The sequence below is a fragment of the Duganella hordei genome, assembly GCF_040369125.1.
GTDB lineage: Bacteria > Pseudomonadota > Gammaproteobacteria > Burkholderiales > Burkholderiaceae_D > Rugamonas > Rugamonas hordei.
The window spans coordinates 181,065-200,531 of sequence record NZ_BPWI01000004.1 but is presented as its reverse complement, the minus strand read 5'-3'; the positions used below and the strand labels follow the sequence as shown (position 1 = coordinate 200,531).

The window sequence follows — 19,467 nt, the reverse complement described above, 5'->3', positions numbered from 1 at the left end:
AATCGGGGACAGAGTCAAGCAACGGAGGTAGAATCGGGTTACCGATCCACCTCCTTTTTGCATTCATGGCCCGCCTACCCCGTCTCATCGTCCCCGGACAACCACATCACGTCATCCAGACCGGCAACAACAACCAGCCGGTTTTCCTGGATGCCGAGGATTACCAAACCTTCCTCGGCTGGCTGCGCACGGCGGCCAAAAACTACAAAGTGGCGATCCACGCCTATGTCCTGATGCCCAATCACCTGCATTTGCTGGTCACTCCGGCCGATGAAAACGGCCTGGGCCAGATGATGCAGTGGGTAGGCCGCTACTACGTGCCCTATTTCAACCAAAAATATAGCCGCAGTGGAACTTTGTGGAATGGACGCTACAAAACCTCGCTGATCGACGCCGAGCAATACTTCATGTTGTGCAGCCGGTATATCGAGTTCAATCCGGTACGCAACGGCATGGTCGGCAAGGCCGAGGATTATCCATGGTCCAGCTATTGCCACCACGCCGGCATACGTCCGGACGGCCTGGTGATCGACCACGCGCAGTTCTGGGCCTTGGGCAATACGCCGTTCCAGCGCGAGGCGGCCTATATCGCGCTGGCCGAGGCGCCGCTCAGCGAGGAGGACATCGCCACCGTCAGCAAGGCGCTGCTCAAGGGTTGGCCGCTGGGTTCCGAGCAATTCAAGACCACGCTGCAGAACCGGGTAAAACGGCAGGTATTGCCGGCCAAACGGGGACGGCCGTTCAAAATCAAGCCGGCGGCCACTTAGCCATCACTCTGTCCCTAATTAAAATTTTCAGCAACTTGTGGAAAATTAATCTGACTCCGACCCTAATTGTTATTGTTGAATTTTCTGCTGCATTGCACTACTCTAGCTTTTCGTTAGTCAAATTGCAGTGGAGAGCCCATGAAAGCCCAAGGTCTGTACGATCCGTCCAATGAACACGATGCCTGCGGCGTCGGTTTCGTCGCCCACATCAAGGGCAACAAGAGCCACTCCATCGTGGAACAGGGCCTGTTGATCCTGAAAAACCTCGATCACCGGGGCGCGGTCGGCGCCGATGCGCTGATGGGCGACGGTGCCGGTATCCTGATCCAGATCCCGGACCAGTACTACCGCGACGAAATGGCCAAGCAAGGCATCGAACTGCCGCCGCCAGGCGAATACGGCGTCGGCATGGTGTTCCTGCCGAAGGAAAACGCTTCGCGCATCGCCTGCGAACAGGAAATCGAGCGCGCCGTGCGCGCCGAAGGCCAGGTCGTGCTGGGCTGGCGCAACGTGCCGGTCGACTGCGACATGCCGATGTCCCCTACCGTGCGCGCCAAGGAGCCGGTGATCCGCCAGATCTTCATCGGCCGCGGCGCCGACATCATGGTGACCGACGCGCTGGAACGCAAACTGTACGTGATCCGCAAATCGTCGGGCCACGCCATCCAGGCGCTGAAACTGATCCACGGCAAGGAATTCTTCGTGGCCTCGCTGTCGGCCCGCACCATCGTCTACAAGGGCCTGCTGCTGGCGGACCAGGTCGGCGTGTACTACAAGGACCTGCAGGATGCGCGCTGCGTTTCCGCGCTGGCGCTGGTGCACCAGCGTTTCTCGACCAACACCTTCCCTGAGTGGCCGCTGGCCCACCCGTACCGCCTGATCGCCCACAACGGCGAGATCAACACCGTCAAGGGCAACTTCAACTGGATGCGCGCGCGCGAAGGCGTGATGAAATCGGCCGTGCTGGGCGACGACCTGCAGAAACTGTTCCCGCTGATCTACGAAGGCCAGTCGGACACCGCCTGCTTCGACAACGCGCTGGAACTGCTGCTGATGGCAGGCTATCCGATCGCCCAGGCGATGATGATGATGATTCCGGAAGCCTGGGAAAATCACGGCACGATGGACGACAATCGCCGCGCGTTCTACGAATATCACGCTGCAATGATGGAACCATGGGACGGCCCGGCCGCCATGGCCTTCACCGACGGCCGCTACATCGGCGGCACGCTGGACCGCAACGGCTTGCGTCCCGCCCGCTACATCGTCACCGACGACGACCTGGTGGTGATGGCGTCGGAATCGGGCGTATTGCCGATTCCCGAATCGAAAATCATCCAGAAATGGCGTTTGCAGCCGGGCAAGATGTTCCTGATCGACCTGGAAGCGGGCCGCATCATCGACGATAAAGAGCTGAAAGACACCTACGCCAACGCCAAGCCGTACAAGGCATGGATCAACGCGGTGCGCATCAAGCTCAACGAAATCAAGCTGAGCGAAAGCCAGCTGGCGCACAACCGCGCCAAGGACGCGGCGCCGGCCCAGGGCGAAAAAGCCGTGCCGTCGCTGCTGGACCGCCAGCAAGCCTTCGGCTACACCCAGGAAGACCTGAAATTCCTGATGGCGCCTATGGCCGCCGCCGGCGAGGAAGCGACCGGCTCGATGGGCAACGACTCGCCGCTGGCCGTCATGTCCAACAAGCTCAAGCCGCTGTACAACTACTTCAAGCAGCTGTTCGCGCAAGTGACCAACCCGCCGATCGACCCGATCCGCGAAGCGATGGTGATGTCGCTGGTGTCCTTCATCGGCCCGAAACCGAACCTGCTCGACACCAACAACGTCAACCCGCCGATGCGCCTGGAAGTGTCGCAGCCTATCCTGGGCTTCGACGACATGGCCCGCCTGCGCGGCATCAGCGCGCATACCGGCGGCAAGTTCAAGTCATATGAGCTTAACATCTGCTATCCGCTGGCATGGGGCAAGGACGGCGTCGAAGCCTGCCTGGCCTCGCTGTGCGCCGAAGCGGTCGACGCGGTCAAGTCCGGCCACAACATCCTGATCGTGTCGGACCGCTCGGTCGGCCCGGACCGCGTGGCGATACCCGCGCTGCTGGCCACCTCGACCGTGCATCAGCACCTGGTCAGCAAGGGCCTGCGCGCGTCCACCGGCCTGGTGGTGGAAACCGGCTCGGCCCGCGAAACCCACCACTTCGCGCTGCTGGCAGGCTACGGCGCCGAAGCGATCCACCCTTACCTGGCGATGGAAACCCTGGTCGAGATGGCGCACGGCATGCCGGGCGACATGTCCGGCGAAAAAGCCGTGTACAACTACATCAAGGCGGTCGGCAAGGGCCTGATGAAGGTCATGTCCAAGATGGGCATCTCGACCTATATGTCCTACTGCGGCGCGCAGATCTTCGAAGCCGTCGGCCTGAACAAGTCGCTGGTCGACAAATACTTCAAGGGCACCTCGTCCAACGTCGAAGGCATCGGCGTGTTCGAAGTGGCGGAAGAAGCGCTGCGCCTGCACAACCTGGCCTTCGGCAACGATCCGGTGCTGGAAAACCACCTGGACGCCGGCGGCGAGTACGCCTACCGCGTGCGTGGCGAAGACCACCTGTGGACCCCGGATGCGATCGCGAAACTGCAGCATTCGACCCGCAGCAACAACTTCTCCAGCTATAAAGAGTACGCCCAGATCATCAACGACCAGAGCAAGCGCCACCTGACCTTGCGCGGCCTGTTCGAGTTCAAGCTCGATCCGACCAAGGCGATCCCGCTGGACGAAGTCGAGCCGGCCAAGGAAATCGTCAAGCGCTTCGCCACCGGCGCGATGTCGATGGGTTCGATCTCGACCGAGGCGCACGCCACCCTGGCGGTGGCGATGAACCGCATCGGCGGCAAATCGAACACCGGCGAAGGCGGCGAAGATCCATCGCGCTACACGATGGAACTGAAAGGCATCAAGATCAAGCAGGGCGAGACCATGGCTTCGGTCATGGGCAAAGAGCAGATGGTGGTCGACATTCCGCTGCAGGCCGGTGATTCGCTGCGCTCGCGCATCAAGCAGGTGGCGTCGGGCCGTTTCGGCGTGACCGCCGCCTACCTGAACTCGGCCGACCAGATCCAGATCAAGATGGCCCAGGGCGCAAAACCCGGCGAAGGCGGCCAGCTGCCGGGCCATAAAGTATCCGAATACATCGCCACCCTGCGCTTCTCGGTGCCGGGCGTGGGTCTGATCTCGCCGCCGCCGCACCACGATATTTACTCGATCGAAGACCTGGCCCAGCTGATCCACGACCTGAAGAACGCCAATCCGCGCGCTTCGATCTCGGTCAAGCTGGTGTCGGAAGTCGGCATCGGCACCGTGGCGGCCGGCGTCACCAAGGCCAAGGCCGACCACGTCGTGGTGGCCGGCCATGACGGCGGCACCGGCGCGTCGCCGCTGTCGTCGGTCAAGCACGCCGGCACCCCTTGGGAACTGGGCCTGGCTGAAACCCAGCAGACCCTGGTGCTGAACGGCCTGCGCAGCCGCATCCGCGTCCAGGCCGACGGCCAGATGCGTACCGGCCGCGACGTCGTCATCGCCGCCATGCTGGGCGCCGACGAAATCGGCTTCGCCACCGCGCCGCTGGTGGTCGAGGGCTGCATCATGATGCGCAAATGCCACCTGAACACTTGCCCGGTCGGCGTCGCCACGCAAGATCCTGTGCTGCGCGCCAAGTTCTCCGGCAAGCCCGAGTACGTCGTCAACTACTTCTTCTTCGTCGCCGAAGAGGCGCGCCAGCTGATGGCCCAGCTGGGCATCCGCACCTATGACGAGCTGATCGGCCGGGTCGACCTGCTGGACAAATCCAAGGCGATCACGCACTGGAAAGCCAAGGGCCTGGACTTCAGCAACATCTTCTACTCGCCGGAAGTACCGAACGGCGACTCCATCTACCATACGATGGAACAGGACCACGGCCTGGACAAGGCGCTCGATCACAAGCTGATCGCGCAAGCCAAGGCCGCGCTGGAAAAAGGCGAGCGCGTGTCGTTCATCTCGCCGGTGCGCAACGTCAACCGCACCGTCGGCACCATGCTGTCGGGCGAAGTGGCCAAGCGCTACGGCCACGCCGGCCTGCCGGACGACACCATCCACATCCAGCTGCAGGGCACGGCCGGCCAGTCGGCCTGCGCCTTCCTGGCGCACGGCATCACCATCGACCTGGTCGGCGAAGGCAACGACTACGTCGGCAAGGGCTTGTCGGGCGGCCGCATCATCGTGCGTCCGAACACCGAGTTCCGCGGCTGGGCGGTGAACAACATCATCATCGGCAACACCGTGCTGTACGGCGCGATCAGCGGCGAAGCCTTCTTCAACGGCGTGGCCGGCGAGCGTTTCGCCGTGCGCAACTCGGGCGCCACCGCCATCGTCGAAGGCACCGGCGACCACGGTTGCGAGTACATGACCGGCGGCACCGTGGTGGTGCTGGGCGCGACCGGCCGCAACTTCGCGGCGGGCATGTCGGGCGGCATCGCCTACGTGTACGACCCGGACGGCGATTTCGAAGCCCGCTGCAACACCGCGATGGTGTCGCTGGAGCAGGTGCTGACCGCCAAGGAACAGGAAGCGCACAGCGCGACCTTCCACGTGCAGCACAAGGACCAGGGCCGCGAAGCGGACGAAGTGATCCTGAAGCGTTTGATCGAGCGTCACTTCAAGCACACCGGCAGCACCCGTGCCCGCCTGTTGCTGGACAACTGGGCCGACAGCCGCGGCAAATTCGTCAAGGTGTTCCCGAGCGAATACAAGCGCGCCCTGGCCGAAATGGCCGAGGACGTGGCGAACGAAGCCGCTTCCGCCCAGCCGATCGCAGCCTGAAAACCACGTCATTCCCGCGAAAGCGGGAATCCATAGAACGCCAGCTCAGCATGGATCCCCGCTTTCGCGGGGACGACGGAGCAACAGATAACTAAAGGATTTATCGTGGGTAAAATCACCGGTTTCATGGAATTCAAGCGTCAGGAAGAGAGCTATCTGCCGCCGGCTACGCGCCTGAAAAACTATTCCGAATTCGTCATCACCCTGACCAATGAGCAGGCCAAGGTGCAGGGCGCGCGCTGCATGGATTGCGGCATCCCGTTCTGCAACACCGGCTGCCCGGTCAACAACATCATCCCGGACTGGAATGACCTGGTGTATCGCGGCAACTACCGCGAGGCGCTGGACACGCTGCACTCGACCAACAACTTCCCGGAATTCACCGGCCGCATCTGCCCTGCGCCGTGCGAGTCCGCCTGCACGCTGGGCATCAACAACGATCCGGTCGGCATCAAGTCGATCGAGCACAAGATCATCGACGAAGGCTGGGAACACGGCTGGGTCGTGCCGCAGCCCGCGGACAAGCAGACCGGCAAGAAAGTGGCCGTGGTCGGTTCCGGCCCCGCCGGCCTGGCGGCGGCGCAGCAGCTGGCGCGCGCCGGCCACGCCGTGACCGTGTTTGAAAAGAGCGACCGCGTCGGCGGCCTGCTGCGCTACGGCATTCCAGACTTCAAGATGGAAAAGTCGCACATCGACCGCCGCATCAAGCAGATGGAAGCCGAAGGCGTGGTGTTCCGCACCAGCGTGCTGGTCGGCAAGGACTTCCCTGCCAACGTCAACAACTGGGCCAAGGAAACCATCTTCCCTGAAGACCTGGCCAAGGACTTCGACGCCGTGGTGCTGGCCGGCGGCGCCGAGCAGCCGCGCGACCTGCCGGTGCCGGGCCGCGAGCTCAAGGGCGTGCACTTCGCCATGGACTTCCTGCCGCAGCAAAACAAGGTCAACGCCGGCGACAAGGTCAAGGACCAGTTGAAAGCCACCGGCAAGCACGTGGTCGTCATCGGCGGCGGCGATACCGGTTCCGACTGCGTCGGCACCTCGAACCGCCACGGCGCCGCCTCGGTGACCCAGTTCGAACTGATGCCCATGCCGCCTGAGCAAGAGAACAAGCCGCTGGTGTGGCCGTACTGGCCGACCAAGCTGCGCACCTCCTCGTCGCACGAGGAAGGCTGCGAGCGCGACTGGGCGGTGGCCACCAAGCGCCTCGAAGGCAAGGGCGGCAAGGTCGAGAAGCTGATCGCCTGCCGCGTCGAATGGAAAGACGGCAAGATGGCCGAGGTGGAAGGTTCGGAATTCGAGATGAAGGCCGACCTGGTGCTGCTGGCCATGGGCTTCGTGTCGCCGGTGGCCAACGTGCTGGACGCGTTCGGCGTCGAAAAAGATGCCCGCGGCAACGCCAAGGCCACGACCGACGGCGCCGGCTGCTACAAGACATCCGCCCCCAACGTATTTGCCGCCGGCGACGTCCGCCGCGGCCAGTCGCTGGTGGTGTGGGCGATCCGCGAAGGGCGCCAGTGCGCGCGCGCGGTCGACGAGTTCCTGATGGGCTGTTCCGATCTGCCGCGCTGATTCCCACTAGCGGCACAGCTTCAGCCTGACTCCCTGCCGGGAGCGAGCGGGTGATCCCCGTTCGCTACCCGGTTTTTTTTCGCATCGGCGCTTGTGCGATGCAGCAATAAACCCTGATATGTAACATTTAGTGCCGGGTGTAAATTGCTGACTTTAGGTTCAGTAGTGTTGTATTATCTGCCACTTACCGTCCGTCTCCCTGTCACAAATGAGGGGGGCGCCTGCAGAGATTGACCTTTCTGCACTACAATACGGCATTAAAAATAATGAGTTCAGTCGTGTCTAATCTTGTCGAAATCCGTGATCTACACTTTTCCTATGGAAAGCGCTCGATACTGTCGGGTCTCCAGATGGATTTCCCACGTGGAAAAGTGATCGCTGTCATGGGGGGGTCGGGGAGCGGCAAGACCACGGTATTGCGCCTGATCGGCGGCCAGATCCGCCCGAAACGCGGCCACGTCAAGGTACAGGGCCAGGTGGTGCACAAACTTAATACCGCTGGCTTGTATCTGCTGCGGCGCAAAATGGGCATGCTGTTTCAGCATGGCGCGCTGTTCACCGACCTCACCGTGTTTGAGAACGTCGCCTTCCCGCTGCGCGAGCACACCGATTTGTCGGAAGAGCTGATCCGCAACCTGGTGCTGATGAAACTGCACGCCGTGGGCCTGCGCAACGCCGCCAAGCTGAAGCCGGGCGAAATCTCCGGCGGCATGGCGCGCCGCGTGGCGCTGGCGCGCTCGATCGCGCTCGATCCGGAACTGATCATGTACGACGAGCCGTTCGCCGGCCTCGACCCGATCTCGATGGGCGTCACCGCCAACCTGATCCGCAACCTGAACACCGCGCTGGGCTCGACCACGATCCTGGTGTCGCACGACGTCAAGGAATGCTTCGCCATCGCCGACTACGTGTACTTCCTGTCGCAAGGCAAGATCGTCGCGCACGGCACGCCGGCCGACATGATGGTCTCCACCGACCCTTACGTGCACCAATTCGTCAATGCGGAAGCCGACGGTCCGGTGCCGTTCCACTATCCAGGCAAGTCCCTGGCCGATGACCTGGGCCTGGGAGCGCAAGCATGAGTTTAAAGAACTGGTTGTCCAAGCTGGGCGCGCCGCTGCGCGACTATGTGGAAAGCATAGGCTACGGCGCCCGCACCTTCGGCAATGTGCTGGGCGTGTCGCCCGGCCTGTTGCGCCGTCCGGGCCTGGTGATCGAGCAGCTGCACTTCATCGGCAACTATTCGATGCTGATCATCACGCTGTCCGGCCTGTTCGTCGGCATGGTGCTGGGCCTGCAGGGTTACTACACGCTCAATAAATACGGCGCCGAGCAGTCGCTGGGCCTGCTGGTGGCGCTGGGCCTGACCCGCGAACTGGGCCCGGTCATCACCGCGCTGCTGTTTGCCGGCCGCGCCGGCACCTCGCTGACGGCCGAAATCGGCCTGATGAAAGCGGGCGAACAGCTGTCGGCGATGGAAATGATGGCCGTCAACCCGATCCAGCGCGTGCTGGCGCCCCGTTTCTGGGCCGGCGTGATCTCGGTGCCGCTGCTGGCGTCGGTGTTCAGCGCGGTCGGCGTGCTGGGCGGCTGGCTGGTCGGCGTGCAGCTGATCGGCGTCGACGACGGCGCGTTCTGGTCGCAGATGCAGGGCGGCGTCGACCTGTACAAGGATATTTTCAACGGCTTCGCCAAGAGCGTCGTGTTCGGCATCGCGATCACCTTCATCGCCTTGTACCAGGGCTATGAGGCACAGCCGACGCCGGAAGATGTGGCGCGCGCCACCACCCGCACGGTCGTAATTTCATCGCTGATGATCTGGTGGCTGGACTTCATGATGACGGCGCTGATGTTCAGCAAATAAGATTAAGAAAGTGTGAGGAATAGCTATGCAACGTAAATCTCTGGATGTCTGGGTCGGTCTGTTCATCGTCGTCGGCGTCGCCGCGCTGATGTTCCTGGCGCTGAAAGCCGGCAACATGGGTTCCATGTCCTTCGGCAAGTCGTACCCGATCACCGCCAAGTTCGACAACATCGGCAGCCTGCGTCCGCAGGCGGCGGTCAAGGCGGCCGGCGTGGTGGTAGGCCGTGTGGGAGAGATCAAGTTTGATGACAAGAGTTATCAGGCGCTGGTAACCTTGAACATGGAAGAAGGCTACAAATTCCCTAAAGACAGTTCCGCCAAGATCCTGACGGCTGGCTTGCTGGGCGAGCAATATGTCGGCATCGAGGCCGGCGGCGACACCAACAACCTTGGTGCCGGCGACAAGATCGCCCGCACCCAGTCCGCCGCCGTACTGGAAGACCTGATCAATCAATTCATCTACAGCAAAGCTGCAGAGGGAAAGGACAGTAAATGATGCACCGTACTCCGAAATCTCTCCGCGGCGCCGCGCTGGCGCTGGGCGTCACCGTGCTGCTGGCCGGCTGTGCCGGGCCGAACCCGCGCGACCCTTACGAGGGCTTCAACCGCGCCATGTTCAGCTTTAACGACACGGTCGACACCTACGCGCTGAAGCCTGCCGCCACCGCCTACAAGAACGTGCTGCCATCGTTCGTGCAGACCGGCGTGAACAACTTCTTCGGCAACCTGGCCGACGCCTGGAGCGCCGTCAACAACCTGCTGCAAGGCAATGGCCAGGCCGGCATGTCCGACGTGTCGCGCTTCGCGCTGAACTCCACCGTGGGTATCGTCGGCCTGTTCGACATCGCCTCCGAAGCCGGCCTGCAAAAGCACAAGGAAGACTTCGGCCAGACCCTGGGCGTGTGGGGCGTGCCGTCCGGTCCGTACCTGATGCTGCCGCTGCTGGGGCCTTCGACCGTGCGCGACACCGCGGCGTTGCCGCTGGACATCAAGGGCGACATCTGGGCCTACAAGGAACCTGTTTATATCCGCAATACCGGTACCGCGCTACGCGTTGTCGATCAGCGTGCTAACCTGCTGGACGCATCGAGCCTGCTGGAGGACGCTGCGCTGGACCGCTATGAGTTCATCCGCGACGGCTACCTGCAGCGCCGCGAGAGCCAGATCCACCCGGACGACGGCGGCCCTGTCAGGAAAGCTAAAAAAGACGATTCGGCTGAAATCGACACGAAACCTGCCGCCGCGCCGACTGCCGCGACGGAAACTTCGGCACCCGTGTCATCCGAATCGGCGCCAAAAGAGTTAAACTCCGGCACACCGGCTGCGAACAACGCCAGCCTGTGATCCCGAAGAACTTATAAAGGTAAGGCAAAAACATGAAATTGATTAAACAAATTATCGCTTTAGCAACTTTGGCACTGGCGTTCAACGCCCATGCCGCAGCCCCCGCCAACGAAGCGCCGGACGTGCTGGTCAAGCGCATCAGCCAGGACGTGATCGACACGGCCAAGACCGACAAGGCAATCCAGGCCGGCGACACGAAGAAGGTGATGGACCTGGTCGAGACCAAGATCCTGCCCTACGTCGATTCGCAGCGCATGACATCGCTGGCGGCCGGCCGCTTCTGGCGCGAGGCCACCCCGGAGCAGCAGAAGGCATTGTCGGAACAATTCCGCACCCTGCTGATCTACACCTATTCGGGCGCGCTGTCGCAAATCAAGAATGAAACGGTGGAATTCAAGCCGATGCGCGCCGCGGCGGACGATACCGACGTGGAAGTGCGTTCGCAGGTCAACATGACCCGCGGCGAGCCGATTCCGCTGAACTACCGCGTCGCCAAGACCCCGGCCGGCTGGAAGATCTACGACATCAACGTGCTGGGCGCATGGCTGGTCGAGACCTACAAGGGCACGTTTGCTTCGGAAATCAGCAAGGGCGGCATCGACGGCCTGATCAAGACCTTGACTGAAAAGAACAAGACCTTGGCCAACCGACCGCTGAAAACCGCCACGAAGTAAATCCTTACCTTAAATCCTTGCCGCCATGTCCGAAGCTATCGACAACCTGCAGTCCCTCACGTCCCTGACCGTGCTCAACGCCTCCGCGGCGCTGGAGCGCGGCCTGGCGGCCCTCAAGGCCGGCCAGACCGTGTTCGACCTGCGCCATGTGTTGACGGTCGATTCGGCGGCGGTATCGGTGATGCTGGCATGGCAGCGCGCTGCCCAGGACGCCGGCGTCAAGCTGGAACTGAAAAACCTGCCGCCAGCGCTGCAAAGCCTGACCAAGCTGTACGGCGTGTGCTCGCTGCTGTTCCCGCCGTCGGTCAAGCTGGAAGGGGGCGAGCCCGTGCCGCCCAATCCCCTGCACGAAGAATTCGCCCCGGTTAACGCACCAACCTCGGTCTTCACCCCCAAGACCGGTCTGGCCGACGATACGGCCTCGCACCACCATCATTGACCCCCGCCCTGCCCCCGTCCCCTGTCTTACTCGTTACCTGTTACCCCCGGTAAATGGCCAGTCTGGCTCTGCCGATCCGAATTTCCAATATAATTGAACGTTGCCGCTGCCTGAGAGCCGCGGCGCTTGCACCACCTTCCGCCTTTGGGCATCTACGAGCACCCACGCGCCGGCCCGTGCCGCCGCACCAACTGATAAGTCAAGAATGACAGCGATCCAAATAAGTAATGTCGAGAAGCGCTACAAGTCGCTCCAGGCACTGGGCGGCGTGTCCCTTTCAATCGAAGAGGGCGAGTTTTTCGGCCTGCTGGGCCCCAACGGCGCCGGCAAGACCACGCTGATTTCCATCATCGCCGGCCTGATCCGGCCCGATGCGGGCAAGGTCAGCATCCACGGCCACGACGTCACCGGCGATTTCCGCGCCGCCCGCAAGAAGCTGGGCGTGGTGCCGCAGGAGCTGGTGTTCGACCCGTTCTTCACCGTGCGCGAGACGCTGCGCCTGCAGTCCGGCTATTTCGGCTTGGCCAACAACGACGCCTGGATCGATGAAGTGATGCACAACCTCGACCTGACCAACAAGGCCGACGTCAACATGCGCGCGCTGTCCGGCGGCATGAAGCGCCGGGTGCTGGTGGCGCAGGCGCTGGTGCACAAGCCGCCCGTCATCGTGCTCGACGAGCCGACCGCCGGCGTCGACGTCGAGCTGCGCCAGACGCTGTGGAAGTTCATCTCGCGCCTGAACCGCGAAGGCCACACCGTCGTGCTGACCACCCACTACCTGGAAGAAGCGCAAGCCATGTGCAAGCGCGTGGCCATGCTCAAGAGCGGCAAGGTGGTCGCGCTCGACACGATGGCGTCGCTGATCCGCCGCATCTCCGGCTCGCAACTGACGGTCAACCTGACCAGCGGCGATCTGCCGCAAGACCTGCGCCACCTGGTCACGCACCCGGAAGCGTCCGAGCATGGCAAGAAGTACAGCCTGCGCATCAACGAATACGCCGAAGTCGAAACCCTGCTGGCGCGCCTGCGCGAGTCCGGCGCCGTGATCGACGAAATGCAACTGCAACAAGCGGATCTGGAAGACATCTTCTTGCAGATCATGGACAAAGGCACCGTATGAACTTCATCTCCACCGGCTTCCGCACCCTGGTCTACAAGGAGACGCTGCGCTTCTGGAAAGTGGCCACGCAAACCGTCGCCGCGCCCATCCTGACCGCCATGCTGTACCTGCTGATCTTCGGCCACGTGCTCGAAGGCCGCGTCACCGTCTACACGGACGTCAGCTACACCGCCTTCCTGATCCCCGGCCTGGTGATGATGAGCGTGTTGCAGAACGCCTTCGCCAACTCGTCGTCGTCGCTGATCCAGTCCAAGATCACCGGCAACCTGGTGTTCGTGCTGCTGACGCCCCTGTCGCACTGGGAAATTTTCTCGGCCTACGTGATCGCCGCCATGGTGCGCGGCATCGTGGTCGGCTTCGGCGTGTTCGTGGTGACGGCGTGGTTCGCCCACCTGTCGTTCACGGCGCCGCTGTGGATCGTCGTCTTCGCGCTGCTGGGCGCGGCCATCCTCGGCACCATGGGCCTGATCGCCGGCATCTGGGCCGAAAAATTCGACCAGCTGGCCGCGTTCCAGAACTTCCTGATCATGCCGCTGACCTTCCTGTCCGGCGTGTTCTACTCGATCCACTCGCTGCCGCCGTTCTGGCTGACGGTCTCGCACCTGAACCCGTTCTTCTACATGATCGACGGCTTCCGCTACGGTTTCTTCGGCCAGTCGGACGTCAACCCGCTGGTCAGCGTGAGCATCGTCTCCGCCTTCCTCGTCGCGTTGGCACTGCTGGCGATTCGTTTGCTGCGCAGCGGTTATCGTTTGCGTCATTAATTCCAAGGACATCTCATCATGGCTACCACTCCAGAACTGATCCACGGCTACATCTCGGCCGGCCTCGAATGCACCCACCTCGAAGTGGAGGGCGACGGCCAGCACTTCCAGGCCGTCATCGTCTCGCCAGCCTTCGTCGGCAAGCGTCCGATCCAGCGCCACCAGATCGTGTACGCCGCGCTGGGCGACCGCATGCGCGAAGAGATCCACGCGCTGTCGATGAAAACCCTCACCCCTGACGAATACCAAGGATAAGCAAGCATGGACAAGCTCCTCATACAAGGCGGCAACCGCCTGAACGGCGATATCAACATCTCCGGCGCGAAGAACGCGGCGCTGCCCATCCTGTGCGCCGGCCTGCTGACCTCGGGCGACGTCGAGCTGTCGAACGTGCCGCACCTGCACGACGTGGCGACCATCCTCAAGCTGCTGGGCCAGACCGGCCTGAAAGTGACGCAGGACGGCGACAAGGTCACCTTGAACGGCAGCGCCATCGACAAGCTGGAAGCCCCGTATGAGCTGGTGAAAACCATGCGCGCCTCGATCCTGGTATTGGGCCCCTTGCTGGCGCGCTTCGGCGAAGCCAAGGTCTCGCTGCCGGGCGGCTGCGCCATCGGCTCGCGTCCGGTGGACCAGCACATCAAGGGCCTGCAGGCGCTGGGCGCCGACATCACCGTCGAAGGCGGCTACATCTACGCCAAGTGCAAGAAGCTCAAGGGCGCGCGCATCGTCACCGACATGATCACCGTGACCGGCACCGAGAACCTGTTGATGGCCGCCACCCTGGCCGAAGGCGAGACCGTGCTGGAAAACGCCGCCTGCGAACCGGAAGTGACCGACCTGGCCAACCTGCTGGTCGGCATGGGCGCCAAGATCGAAGGCATCGGCACCAACCGCCTGGTGATCCAGGGTGTGGCCGAGCTGCACGGCGCAAAACACGCCGTCATCTCCGACCGCATCGAAGCGGCGACCTTCCTGTGCGCCGTGGCTGCCGCCGGCGGCGACATCACGATCCGCAACACCCGCGTCGACATCATGGACGCCGCGCTGGACAAGCTGCGCGAGATCGGCCTGCAGATGACCATCGGCGACAACTGGATCCGCGCGCAGATGGACAAGCGCCCGACGCCGGTCACCTTCCGCACCACCGAATACCCGGGCTTCCCGACCGACATGCAGGCGCAGTTCATGGCGGTGAACACCATCGCCGACGGCGCCAGCCGCGTGACCGAAACGATATTCGAAAACCGCTTCATGCACGTGCAGGAGATGAACCGCCTGGGCGCGGCGATTGAAACCGACGGCAACACCGCCTTCATCAAGGGCGTCGAGCAATTGGTCGGCGCGCCGGTGATGGCGACCGACCTGCGCGCTTCCGCTTCGCTGGTGATCGCGGCGCTGGCCGCGCGCGGCGAAACGCTGATCGACCGCATCTACCACCTCGATCGCGGCTACGACCAGATGGAAGTGAAGCTGTCCGCAGTCGGCGCCAATATCAAACGGATCAAATAAATCATGAGCGCATTCCAAGCCAACTCGCAGCTGATCCTCGCGCTGTCGAAGGGCCGCATTTTCGAGGACACGCTGCCGCTGCTGGAAGCGGCCGGCATCACCGTCACCGAGAACCCGGAGACGTCGCGCAAGCTGATCCTGTCGACCAACGATCCCGACGTGCGCGTCATCATCGTCCGCGCCACCGACGTGCCGACCTATGTGCAGCACGGCGCGGCGGACTTCGGCGTGGCCGGCAAGGACGTGCTGCTGGAGCATGGCGGCGAGGGCCTGTACCAGCCCATCGACTTGAACATCGCGGCCTGCCGCATGTCGGTCGCGGTGCGCAACGGCTTCGACTACGAGACCGCCGTGCGCCAGGGCGCGCGCCTGCGCGTGGCCACCAAGTTCGTGCAGACCGCGCGCGAGCACTTCGCCAAGAAAGGCGTGCACGTCGACCTGATCAAGCTGTACGGCTCGATGGAGCTGGCGCCGCTGGTCGGCCTGTCGGACGCCATCGTCGACGTGGTCAGCACCGGCAACACGCTGCGCGCCAACGACCTGAAGGAAGTGGAAGCGATCATGGACATCTCGTCGCGCCTGATCGTCAACCAGGCCGCGCTCAAGCTTAAGCGCGAACGCCTGCAGCCCATCATTGAAGCATTCGAACGCGCCTCCAAAAAGTAAACCATCATGTCGATTCAAATCACCAAGCTCGATTCCACCCAAGCCGATTTCAAAAAGTCCCTGGATGCCCTGCTGGCATTTGAAGCGAGTACCGATGAAGCCATCGAGCGTGCAGTCGCCGGCATCCTGGCCGATGTGAAGGCGCGCGGCGACGCCGCCGTGCTGGAATACACCAACCGCTTCGACCGCATTCCCAACGGCGGCGCCGCCAGCATGGCCGCCTTCGACATTCCGGAAGCGGAACTGCAGGCCGCGCTGGCCAGCATTCCCGAAGCGCAGCGCAACGCGCTGCACACCGCCGCCCAGCGCATCCGCGTGTTCCACGAGCGCCAGAAGCGGGAGCTGAACGGCTTCACCTACACCGAGCCTGACGGCACGGTGCTGGGCCAGAAAGTCACGCCGCTGGACCGGGTGGGCATCTACGTCCCGGGCGGCAAGGCGGCCTATCCCTCGTCGGTGCTGATGAACGCGATACCCGCGCACGTCGCCGGCGTCGAAGAGATCATCATGGTGGTGCCGACGCCGGACGGCGTGAAGAACCAGATGGTGCTGGCCGCCGCCGCGATTGCCGGCGTCACCCGCGTCATCACCATCGGCGGCGCGCAAGCCGTCGCCGCGCTGGCGCACGGCACCGCGTCCATACAGCCGGTCGACAAGATCGTCGGCCCCGGCAATGCCTACGTGGCAGCCGCCAAGCGCAGCGTGTTCGGCATCGTCGGCATCGACATGATCGCCGGCCCGTCGGAAATCCTGATCATCTGCGACGGCACCACCGATCCCGACTGGGTTGCGATGGACCTGTTCTCGCAGGCCGAGCACGACGAGCTGGCGCAGGCGATCCTGCTGTGCCCGGACGCGGACTACATCGCCAGGGTCGAAGCGAGCATCAACAAGCTGCTGCCGACGATGCCGCGCGCGGAAGTGATCCGCACGTCGCTGACCGACCGCGGCGCATTGGTGAAAGTGCGCGACATGGCCGAAGCCTGCGCCATCGCCAACAGCATCGCCGCCGAGCACCTGGAAATCTCGGCCGAGAACCCGCAGCAGTGGGCCGACCAGATCCGCCACGCCGGCGCCATGTTCCTCGGCCGCTTCTCGTCCGAATCGCTGGGCGACTATTGCTGCGGCCCGAACCACGTGCTGCCGACCTCGCGCACGGCGCGCTTCTCGTCGCCGCTGGGCGTGTACGATTTCCAGAAACGCTCGTCGATCATTCATGTCAGCGAAGCCGGCGCGCAAACGCTGGGCAAGGTCGCGGCCGAACTGGCCTACGGCGAAGGCCTGCAGGCGCACGCCCGCAGCGCGGAGCTGCGCCTCAAATGACGGACGCCTGGATCAATCAGGTCTTTTGCGAGGATGCGCTGGCCGGCCTGGCGCGCATCCCGGACGGTTCCGTCGACTTGATCCTGACCGATCCGCCGTACAACCTGGGCAAGGACTACGGCAACGACTCCGACTCGCAGACGGTGGAAGAATACCTGCGCTGGACCGAGCAGTGGATAGACGCCGCGTTACCCAAGCTGAAACCCAACGGCAGCCTGTACATCTTCCTGACCTGGCGCTTTTCGCCGGAGATTTTCGTGCTGCTGAAAAAGCGCATGACGATGATGAACGAGATTATCTGGGACCGCCGCGTGCCGTCGATGGGCGGCAGCGTGCGCAGCTACTCGTCGGTGCACGACACCATCGGCTTCTTCGTGCGCCGCAAGGATTACTACTTCGACCTGGACGCAGTGCGCATTCCCTACGACGCCGAAACCAAGAAGGCCCGTTCGCGCTCGATCTTCATCGGCGCCAAGTGGCTGGAAGTGGGCTACAACCCGAAGGATTTGTGGAGCGTGTCGCGCCTGCACCGCGAGCATCCGGAGCGCGCCGACCATCCGACGCAGAAGCCGCTGGAGATCATCGAACGCATGGTCAAGGCCTCGTGCCCGCCGGACGGCGTGGTGCTGGACCTGTTCATGGGCAGCGGCACGACGGCCATCGCGGCCAAGCGCTGCGGCCGCAATTTCGTCGGCTTCGAACTGAATCCCGACTACTGCGCCATCATCTCCGAACGCCTGGCCATGCCGGAAGTGCCGGCACCGCCGGAAAAAAAGAAGAAGTCCCCCGTTAAACGAAGTTCAGTCACCTCATAGGAGCCTTAGTAAGATGTCTTCCATCGACACCCTGGTCAACACCACCATCCGCTCCGACGTGCGCGCCATCGCTGGCTACCACGTCGCCGACGCGAGTGGTTATATCAAACTGGATGCGATGGAGAACCCTTACCACCTGCCGCATCACCTGCGCGAGGAACTGGCCCAACGCCTGACCGACGTCACGCTGAACCGCTACCCGGTGGCCTCCTACGCCACCATCAAGCAGCGCGTGCGCGACACGCTGGGCATCCCGGCCGGCTACGACGTCATGCTGGGCAACGGCTCCGATGAACTGATCTCCATCCTGTGCATGGGCTGCGCGCTGCAGGACCGCCGCGCCGTGGTGCTGGCGCCGACGCCGTCATTCGTCATGTACCAGCGCTCGGCGCAGTTCGCGGGCATGGACTACGTCGGCGTGCCGTTGAAGGCCGACCTGACGCTGGACCTGCCGGCCATGCTGGCCGCGATCGCGCGGCACAAGCCTTCGCTGGTGTTCCTGTCCTACCCGAACAACCCGACCGGCAACCTGTTCGCCGCGGACGACATCGTCGCCATCATCAAGGCATTGGACGAGAACGGCTCGGGGCTGGCCGTGGTCGACGAAGCCTACGAGCCGTTCGCCCAGCAAACCTTTATGCACCGGCTGCCGGAATTTAACAATCTCGTCGTCATGCGCACGGTGTCGAAGCTGGGACTGGCCGGCATCCGCCTCGGCTACATGTCGGCGGCGCCGCAATTGCTGGCCGAGTTCGACAAAGTGCGGCCTCCTTACAACATCAACGTGTTGACGCAGGCAGCGGCCGAATTCGCGCTCGACCACGTGGAGGTGCTGAACCAGCAAGCCACGGCTTTGCGCGCCGCACGCGCCGATCTGATGGCTGCGCTGGCCGCTCTGCCCGGGGTGGGGGTGTTCCCGTCGGAGGCGAATTTTATCTTGATTCGGGTGCCGAATTCCGATGATGCCTACGCGAAACTGCTGTCCCGCAAGGTATTAATCAAAAATGTAGGTAAAATGCACGATGTGCTGGCCAATTGTTTGCGTATCACGGTCAGCACCCCGGAAGAGAATTCCGCCTTCCTCGATGCCTTCGCCGCATCGCTGGCAGCCTAACGTTATCGCCATCGCCACCGCGAGCCTTTCATGAACCGCACCGCAGAAATTATCCGCAACACCAACGAGACGCAAGTCCGCGTTTCCATCAACCTTGACGGCACCGGCAAGCAAAAGCTGAACACCGGCGTGCCCTTCCTGGACCACATGCTGGACCAGATCGCCCGTCACGGCCTGTTCGACCTGGATGTGGAAGCCACCGGCGACATCCATATCGACAACCACCACACGGTGGAAGACGTCGGCATCACCCTCGGCATGGCCGTGGCCAAGGCCATCGGCGACCGCAAGGGCATCGTCCGCTACGGCCATTCGTATGTGCCGCTGGACGAGGCGCTGTCGCGCGTGGTGCTGGATTTCTCCGGCCGGCCGGGCATCGAATACCACATTCCATTCACGCGCGCGATGATCGGCACCTTCGACGTCGACCTGACGCTGGAGTTCTTCCGCGGCTTCGTCAACCACGCGCTGGTCACGCTGCACATCGATAACCTGCGCGGCACCAACGCGCACCATCAATGCGAGACGGTGTTCAAAGCATTTGGCCGCGCGCTGCGCATGGCGTCGGAGCTGGATCCGCGCGCCGCCGGCACGATCCCATCGACCAAGGGCAGCCTGTAACATCACATC

18 protein-coding genes are annotated in these 19,467 nt (G+C 63.0%); all 18 read left to right on the top strand.

Going from position 1 to position 19,467, the window contains the following annotated elements; all coding sequences use genetic code 11:
• Window positions 1-65 precede the first annotated feature (65 nt).
• The 18 genes from ABWW33_RS11485 to hisB all read left to right on the top strand — a co-directional run bounded on the left by ABWW33_RS11485 (window position 66) and on the right by hisB (window position 19,458).
• The gene (locus ABWW33_RS11485) at window positions 66-767 is read left to right on the top strand and encodes an REP-associated tyrosine transposase (protein WP_353401636.1); all 702 of its coding nucleotides are present in this window, start codon (window positions 66-68) and stop codon (window positions 765-767) included.
• A 138-nt stretch (window positions 768-905) separates the two neighbouring features.
• Complete coding sequence (locus ABWW33_RS11480; RefSeq protein ID WP_176653353.1) at window positions 906-5,633, top strand: glutamate synthase-related protein; 4,728 nt, start codon at window positions 906-908, stop codon at window positions 5,631-5,633.
• Window positions 5,634-5,738: 105 nt separating this feature from the next.
• Complete coding sequence (locus ABWW33_RS11475) at window positions 5,739-7,202, top strand: glutamate synthase subunit beta (protein WP_353401633.1); 1,464 nt, start codon at window positions 5,739-5,741, stop codon at window positions 7,200-7,202.
• Window positions 7,203-7,480: 278 nt separating this feature from the next.
• Window positions 7,481-8,284 carry an ABC transporter ATP-binding protein gene (locus ABWW33_RS11470; protein WP_353401631.1) on the top strand — a complete coding sequence of 268 codons (804 nt, stop codon included), beginning with the start codon at window positions 7,481-7,483 and terminating at the stop codon, window positions 8,282-8,284.
• A complete protein-coding gene (gene mlaE, locus ABWW33_RS11465) occupies window positions 8,281-9,066 on the top strand; it encodes a lipid asymmetry maintenance ABC transporter permease subunit MlaE (protein ID WP_176653359.1) in 786 nt (261 codons plus the stop codon). The genes ABWW33_RS11470 and mlaE overlap by 4 nt, the downstream gene beginning before the upstream one ends.
• Window positions 9,067-9,091: 25 nt before the next feature.
• The gene (gene mlaD, locus ABWW33_RS11460; RefSeq protein ID WP_353401628.1) at window positions 9,092-9,562 is read left to right on the top strand and encodes an outer membrane lipid asymmetry maintenance protein MlaD; all 471 of its coding nucleotides are present in this window, start codon (window positions 9,092-9,094) and stop codon (window positions 9,560-9,562) included.
• Window positions 9,559-10,410: an MlaA family lipoprotein gene (locus ABWW33_RS11455; protein WP_176653361.1), complete on the top strand. Its 852-nt coding sequence runs from the start codon at window positions 9,559-9,561 to the stop codon at window positions 10,408-10,410. Before mlaD ends, ABWW33_RS11455 begins: the two co-directional genes overlap by 4 nt.
• A 32-nt stretch (window positions 10,411-10,442) precedes the next feature.
• Window positions 10,443-11,084: an MlaC/ttg2D family ABC transporter substrate-binding protein gene (locus ABWW33_RS11450; protein WP_353401627.1), complete on the top strand. Its 642-nt coding sequence runs from the start codon at window positions 10,443-10,445 to the stop codon at window positions 11,082-11,084.
• Between the two features lie 25 nt (window positions 11,085-11,109).
• On the top strand, window positions 11,110-11,523 hold the full coding sequence (locus tag ABWW33_RS11445) for an STAS domain-containing protein (protein ID WP_353401625.1): 414 nt from the start codon (window positions 11,110-11,112) through the stop codon (window positions 11,521-11,523).
• 205 nt (window positions 11,524-11,728) lie between these two features.
• A complete protein-coding gene (locus ABWW33_RS11440; protein ID WP_176653363.1) occupies window positions 11,729-12,643 on the top strand; it encodes an ABC transporter ATP-binding protein in 915 nt (304 codons plus the stop codon).
• The gene (locus tag ABWW33_RS11435; protein WP_176653364.1) at window positions 12,640-13,407 is read left to right on the top strand and encodes an ABC transporter permease; all 768 of its coding nucleotides are present in this window, start codon (window positions 12,640-12,642) and stop codon (window positions 13,405-13,407) included. Before ABWW33_RS11440 ends, ABWW33_RS11435 begins: the two co-directional genes overlap by 4 nt.
• A gap of 18 nt (window positions 13,408-13,425) precedes the next feature.
• Entirely contained in the window at window positions 13,426-13,662 is a 237-nt protein-coding gene (locus ABWW33_RS11430) for a BolA family protein (RefSeq protein ID WP_176653365.1), read from the top strand.
• A 6-nt stretch (window positions 13,663-13,668) separates the two neighbouring features.
• Window positions 13,669-14,919, top strand: a complete 1,251-nt coding sequence (gene murA, locus ABWW33_RS11425) for a UDP-N-acetylglucosamine 1-carboxyvinyltransferase (protein WP_176653366.1) — start codon at window positions 13,669-13,671, stop codon at window positions 14,917-14,919.
• A 3-nt stretch (window positions 14,920-14,922) separates the two neighbouring features.
• Window positions 14,923-15,585, top strand: coding sequence for an ATP phosphoribosyltransferase (gene hisG / locus ABWW33_RS11420; protein WP_176653367.1), 663 nt, complete (start codon window positions 14,923-14,925; stop codon window positions 15,583-15,585).
• 6 nt (window positions 15,586-15,591) lie between these two features.
• A complete protein-coding gene (hisD, locus tag ABWW33_RS11415; protein ID WP_353401622.1) occupies window positions 15,592-16,908 on the top strand; it encodes a histidinol dehydrogenase in 1,317 nt (438 codons plus the stop codon).
• Complete coding sequence (locus tag ABWW33_RS11410; RefSeq protein WP_176653369.1) at window positions 16,905-17,723, top strand: DNA-methyltransferase; 819 nt, start codon at window positions 16,905-16,907, stop codon at window positions 17,721-17,723. The genes hisD and ABWW33_RS11410 overlap by 4 nt, the downstream gene beginning before the upstream one ends.
• Before the next feature lie 13 nt (window positions 17,724-17,736).
• On the top strand, window positions 17,737-18,837 hold the full coding sequence (gene hisC / locus ABWW33_RS11405) for a histidinol-phosphate transaminase (RefSeq protein WP_353401620.1): 1,101 nt from the start codon (window positions 17,737-17,739) through the stop codon (window positions 18,835-18,837).
• Window positions 18,838-18,867: 30 nt separating this feature from the next.
• Window positions 18,868-19,458, top strand: a complete 591-nt coding sequence (gene hisB / locus ABWW33_RS11400) for an imidazoleglycerol-phosphate dehydratase HisB (RefSeq protein WP_090324507.1) — start codon at window positions 18,868-18,870, stop codon at window positions 19,456-19,458.
• The last annotated feature ends 9 nt before the right edge of the window (window positions 19,459-19,467 follow it).